General features: G+C 75.9%; 2 protein-coding genes and 1 pseudogene. All 3 read left to right on the top strand.

What is annotated here, in order from left to right:
- Position 1 precedes the first annotated feature (1 nt).
- Positions 2 to 97, top strand: a pseudogene (locus ABZW03_RS35750) (SPFH/Band 7/PHB domain protein); the annotation flags it as partial.
- Positions 98 to 458: 361 nt separating this feature from the next.
- Positions 459 to 4,376, top strand: a complete 3,918-nt coding sequence (gene eccCa / locus ABZW03_RS35745; RefSeq protein ID WP_355268061.1) for a type VII secretion protein EccCa — start codon at positions 459 to 461, stop codon at positions 4,374 to 4,376.
- Positions 4,373 to 6,154 (top strand): hypothetical protein, encoded by a 1,782-nt coding sequence (locus ABZW03_RS35740; RefSeq protein ID WP_355268058.1) that lies wholly within the window; start codon positions 4,373 to 4,375, stop codon positions 6,152 to 6,154. The genes eccCa and ABZW03_RS35740 overlap by 4 nt, the downstream gene beginning before the upstream one ends.
- Positions 6,155 to 6,213: the final 59 nt, after the last annotated feature.

The following is a 6,213-nucleotide window of genomic DNA, read 5'->3' as shown; positions in this document are numbered from 1 at the left end:
CGTGGAACCCGTCCTTATCGTTTTGGTCGTCCTGGTCGTGGTGGCCTTCATCGCGCTGATCAAGACGATCCAGGTCATCCCGCAGGCCTGCGCCTCCAGGCCCTCCTCGGCGAGCTCGGGCCCGGCGTGCCCGAGGACGGCGGGCAGCAGGTCGGCCAGCGGCACGTCGGCGGGGACGGCCAGCTCGAAGGCCGTCCCCGGCGCGTGGAACCTCAATCGGCACAGTCCTGCCACGACACTGCTGCTCACGCCGGTCCTCCGGTTCGGTGGGGTGGTCCGCTTCTCCGCCCGGATGAACGGCCTGCCCGGCGTGGCGCGTTCAAACCGGGCGCCCGCGCGCCGCCGCTGAACCTCCGGTGCCGCGCCGTCCGTGAGCCAGAGGGAACGGCCGTGGCGAGAAGGAGCCCTGAGTGAGCGTGGAGCTGATCAACCGGACGCCCCGGCGTCCGGGGCCCGAGATGCCGGACGGGGAGATCCAGCTCCAGGAGCCGCCGGGCCTGCCGGAGAAGCAGAGCGGCATGGCCAGCGTGATCAGCATGGCCCCGATGGCGCTCGGCTCGCTCTCGATGGTGTTCATGTTCCTGCACCCCGGCGGGGGCGGCGAGGGCGGCGGCGGCATGCTCAGCTACGTCGCGATGGGCATGATGGCGCTGTCCGCCGTCGGCATGCTGGTCACCCAGCTGATCCGCGGCTCCAGCGACCGCAAGCAGCAGCTGAGCGCCGAGCGCCGCGACTACCTGCGCTACCTCTCCCAGATGCGCCGTCAGGTGCGCCGCTCGATCGACGCCCAGCGCAAGGCCCTGGCCTGGCGCCACCCGGAGCCGGCCGAGCTGGGGGCGCTGGTCGGCACCACCCGGCTGTGGGAGCGGCGGGCCGCCCACCCCGACTTCAGCGACGTCCGGATCGCGCTCGGCGCCCAGCGCCTGGCCACCCCGCTCGCGCCGCTGGCCACCAAGCCGGTGGAGGACCTGGAGCCGCTCTGCGCCCACGCGCTGCGCCGCTTCATCCACGCCTACGGCACCCTAGCCGACCAGCCGATGGCGATCCACCTGCGCGGCTTCGCCCACCTGCTGCTGCGCGCCGACGACCCGGAGGCCGCCCGCGCGCTGGTCCGGGCGGTGCTGGCCCAGCTCGCCGTGGTGCACGGCCCGGACGAGCTGCGGATCGCCGTCGTCACCGACCCCGAGCAGCGGGCCGCGTGGGAGTGGGCCAAGTGGCTGCCGCACGCCCTGCACCCGACCGACACCGACGGCGCGGGCCCGGTCCGGCTGGTCGCCGGCAGCCTCGGCGAGGTCGAACAGCTGCTCGGCGAGGAGTTCACCGGCCGCCCCGGCTTCGAGCCGGACGCCGTACCCGACCGGGACGAGCCGTTCACCGTCCTGGTCCTGGACGGTCCCGGCGCGCACACCGGCAGCCGCGCCGCGCTGACCGGCTACCGCAACGCCGTCCTGATCGACCTCTCCGACTCGCTGGAGTGGCGCCCGGGCCGCACCACCCTGCGGCTGCGGATCGAGGACGGCCGGCTCGTCTTGGTCGGCGCCGACCGCAACCGCAAGGACGTGGTCACCGACCTCGGCCGGCCCGACGCGCTCACCCTGCCCGCGGTGACCCGGCTGGCCGCCCGGCTCGCCCGCTACCGGATCGCCGACGGCGTCGACGCCGCCGAACCGCTCGCCACCGACTTCGACCTGACCGCCCTGCTCGGCATCCCCGACCTGTACGCCCACGACGTCGACGCGCTCTGGGCCCAGCGCGGCATCCCGCAGCGGCTGCGGGTGCCGCTCGGCCTCGGCCCGGACGGCCGGCCCGTCGACCTCGACCTCAAGGAGTCCGCCCAGGGCGGCATGGGCCCGCACGGCATGCTGATCGGCGCCACCGGCTCCGGCAAGTCCGAACTGCTGCGCACCCTGGTGCTGGCGCTCGCCGTCACCCACTCCTCCGAGGTGCTCAACTTCGTCCTGGTCGACTTCAAGGGCGGTGCGACCTTCCTCGGCCTGGACACCCTGCCGCACACCTCCGCCGTGATCACCAACCTGGCCGACGAGGCCTCCCTGGTCGACCGGATGCGCGACGCCCTGCACGGCGAACTCGTCCGCCGCCAGGAGGTGCTGCGCGACGCCGGCTACGCCTCGCTGCTGGACTACGAGACCGCGCGCGCCGCCGGCACCGCGCTGCGCCCGCTGCCCACGCTCTTCGTGGTGGTCGACGAGTTCTCCGAACTGCTCTCCGCCCACCGGGACTTCATGGAGCTCTTCGTGATGATCGGCCGGCTCGGCCGCTCGCTCGGGGTGCACCTGCTGCTGGCCTCGCAGCGGCTCGACGAGGGCCGGATGAGCGCGCTGGAGTCCCACCTGTCCTACCGGATCGGCCTGCGCACCTTCTCCGCGATGGAGAGCCGCGGTGTGCTCGGCGTCCCGGACGCCTACCAGCTGCCCTCCCAGCCCGGCAACGGCTTCCTGCGCAGCGACATCTCCACCCTCACCCGGTTCAAGGCCGCCTACGTCTCCGGCCCGTACCGGCCCAAGCGCCGTGCCGCCCAACAGGCCGCCATCGCCGGGCAGGTCGTCGCGTACGGCACGGACTACGTGATGCCCCGGCAGCGGCCGGCGGCGGAGGCCGAGCCGGTGGAGGAGCCGACCTCGGCCGGCTCGCTGCTGGAGGTCGCGGCCGGGCGGCTGCGCGACGCAGGCCCGCCCGCCCACCGGGTCTGGCTGCCGCCGCTGGACGTCCCGCCGACCCTCGACGAGCTGCTGCCGCCGCTGGTCCCGCACCCCGAGCGCGGCCTCACCACCGAGGACGCGGCCGCCCACGGCGCCCTCGGCCTGCCGGTCGGCGTGGTCGACCGCCCGTTCCACCAGCTGCGCGACCTGCTCACCGCCGACCTCTCCGGGGCCGGCGGCCACGTCGGTGTCGCCGGTGCGCCGCAGAGCGGCAAGAGCACCCTGCTGCGCACCCTGATCACCGGGCTGGCGCTCACCCACACCCCGCGCGAGGTCCAGTTCTACTGCCTGGACTTCGGCGGCGGCACGCTCTCCACCCTGCGCGCCCTGCCGCACGTCGGCGGGGTCACCGGCCGGCACGACGGCGAGCGAGTGCTGCGGACGGTGGCCGAGGTCAACGCGATCATCACCCGCCGGGAGCAGTACTTCGCCGAGCTGGGCATCGACTCCGTCGCGTCCTTCCGGCGCCGCCGGGCCGCGGGCGAGCTGCCGGACGAGGCGCACGGCGACGTCTTCCTGGTGGTCGACGGCTGGAACACCCTGCGCCAGGAGTTCAACGACCTCGTCCAGCCGCTCACCCTGATGTCCCAGCGCGGCCTCAACTACGGCGTCCACCTGGTCATCGGCACCACCCGCTGGGGCGAGATCACCGGCGGCCTGCGCGACCAGCTGCAGACCCGCTTCGAGCTGCGGCTCGGCGACTCCGTCGACTCCATGATCAACATGCGGGCCGCCGCCAAGGTGCCCAAGCTGCCCGGCCGCGGCCTCACCGACGAGCAGCTGCACTTCCTCTCCGCGCTGCCCCGGATCGACGGCTCCGGGCGCACCGACGACCTCGGCGAGGGCGTCGCGGACCTGGTCGACGCCGTCGCCGCGCACTGGACCGGGCCGCGCGCCCCCGAGGTGCGGATGCTGCCGCTCACCCTGGACGCCGCCCGGCTGCCCGCCCCCGAGGGCCGGCTGCGGGTGCCGATCGGCCTGGAGGACACCGAGGTCTCGCCGCTGTGGCACGACTTCGAGGAGAGCCCGCACCTGCTGGTGGTCGGCGACAGCGAGTCCGGCAAGACCAACCTGCTGCGGCTGATGATCAAGGCCATCACCACCGCGTACACCCCGTCCGAGGCGCGGATCATGCTGGTGGACTACCGGCGCGGGCTGTACGACGCGGTGCCGGAGGAGTACCGGCTCGGCTACGCGGTGGCCGTCGACAAGCTCCGCCAGATCGTCGACGGGGCCTCCCGGGCGATGAAGAACCGCATCCCGCCCGCCGACATCGCGCCCGCCCGGCTCAGGCAGCGCGACTGGTGGACCGGCCCGGAGCTGTTCATCCTCGTCGACGACTACGACCTGGTCGGCTCGGGCGGCGGCAGCCACCCCTTCGCCGCGCTGCTGGAGGACCTGGCGCAGGGCGCCGAGATCGGCCTGCACCTGGTCGTCGCGCGCGGCGCCAACGGCATCGGCCGCTCGCTCGCCGACCCGCTGCTGCGCAAGCTCCAGGAGGTCAACTCGCCCGCGCTGCTGATGTCCTGCCCGCCGTCGGAGGGCTATCTGTTCGGCAACATCAAGCCGCGGGTGTTCCCGACCGGGCGCGGGCTGTACATCACCCGGCGGCGGACGGTGCAGGTGCAGACCGGGCACCTGGCGGAGGAGCAGTGAGCGGGACCGGGGACGTGACCACCTCGACGCTGCGGGCGCTCGGCCCGCACTACGTGATCGCGCCGCCCGGCGCCGAGGCGGACGGACTGGCCGAGGCGCTGGCGCCGGTCCGGGCCGAGCCGCGGGAACTGCTGCTGCTCGCCGCCGCCGCGGACGCGGCGCCCGTCCTGCTCGCCTCGCTGGACGAACTCGCCCGGGCGGCGCGCGAGCGCGGGGCCGAGGTGCTGGTGCTGGCCGCCTCCGGGCTGGCCGCGCTCGGTCCGGACGGCCGACGGCCCGCCGAACTGCTCGCCAGGCGCTGCGGGTTGACGGTCGTCGCCCCGGACGCGGTGGTCAGCGTCGAGGCGGACGGCACCCTGCCGGCGGTGCACGGGACGTGGTGGCGCTGCCGGCCCGGCGGGGGAGCGGAGCCGCTCGGCGGGCGCTGGCCCGCCGCCGCGACCGTCACCCCGCTGGCCGGCGGGGCGTACTGGGTCACCGAGGCGGCGGTCGGCCCGGCCCGGCCCGCCGTGCTGGACCGGGCCGTCGCGCCCGGGGGCGGGCTGCTGCTGGTCCTCGGCGAGCCGGCCGGTCCGCTGCCCAGCGGGGCCCAACTGGCCAACGCGGCGGCGCTGTTGCAGGAGACGGCCGGGCGGGCGGGCGGCCTCACGCTGAGCGCGCCCTGGGCCGCGCCGGTCGAACTGATCGAGCTGGTGGCCGTGTTGGCGGCCTCGCTCGGGCAGGAGGTGCGGGCGGCGATCGGCGTGCCGGTGGGCACGGCGGGGGCCTCCGGGGTCGGCGCCCGGCACGTCCACGTGGCGGCGGACGGCTGCGAGGGCTGGGAGCCGTACCTCACCGAGCTGGTGGCCCGCCCGCGCGAGCGCACCGTCACGGCCGCCGGCTGGCGCACCCGCCCCGACCTGCCCGCGACCCCGGGGGCGGCGCGCTACCCGGCCTTCCCCGGTGGGGAGTTGGAGGCGGTGGCGGCCGGCCTGTGGCTGCGCCCGGCGGCCACCGCGGACCGCGGCCCCCGGCTGCGCCGACCGGACCCGGCGCGGCCGGTGCTGGTCGTGGGCGCGCCGGGCCGGCCGGTGCCGGAGACGGTCTGGGACCACCTCGGGACGGTGCTGGGCGCGCTCCCGGCCGGGCCGGCGCGGCTCGGGCTCGCGGTGGCCGGGGTGCTGGACGTGGAGTCGGCGGCGGTGGGGCGGTTCTGCGCGCGGCTGTACGGGCTCGACTGGATCGGGGCGGAGGGCGCTGCGGGGGCGGTGACGGAGGTGGAGGCGGTGACGCGGGTCGGGGCTGTCGTGGCGCCGGAGGCGCAGCCTGTGGTGGAGCCGGGGCCGGTGGTCGTGCCCGAGCCCTTGCCGGTGACGGTGCCGGAGCCCGCTGCCACGGTCTCGACCTCGGGCGGCGGCGGTGCGGTCGTGGCGGAGGCTCCCGAGGGAGTCGACGAGGGAGCAATGTTGGCCCCTCGGATGGGCGTTGAGGTCCCCGAGCGGGAGGAACCGACCGTCGACGTGCCGGTTGCCGAGGCCCCGGCGGTCGAGGCCGAGCCCAAGCCCGAGCCCGAGACCGAGCCCGGGCCGGAACCGGAACCGGAACCGGAACCGGAACCGGAGCCCGAGCTCGTGGCGCCGGTTGCGGCGCCGTCGGTGGCGCCGTTGTCCCCGCCGCCGTTGTCCCCGCCGCCGTTGCCCCCGCCGCCCGCGCCTCCGGCGCCGACCGAACCCGCCGCCCCCGCCGCCGGCGGCGAGGCGCTGGCCGCCCAACTCGGCGCCGCCTACCAGCGCCTTTGAGCTGCCGCTGGAGGAGCTGATGTCGCCCCCGCTGGAGGGCGTCGACATCGAGGGAAGAC

The organism is Kitasatospora sp. NPDC004799, from assembly GCF_040609095.1.
Classification (GTDB): Bacteria; Actinomycetota; Actinomycetes; order Streptomycetales; family Streptomycetaceae; genus Kitasatospora.
Note: the sequence above shows the minus strand (reverse complement) of the source record. Positions and strands in the feature narration are given on the sequence as shown.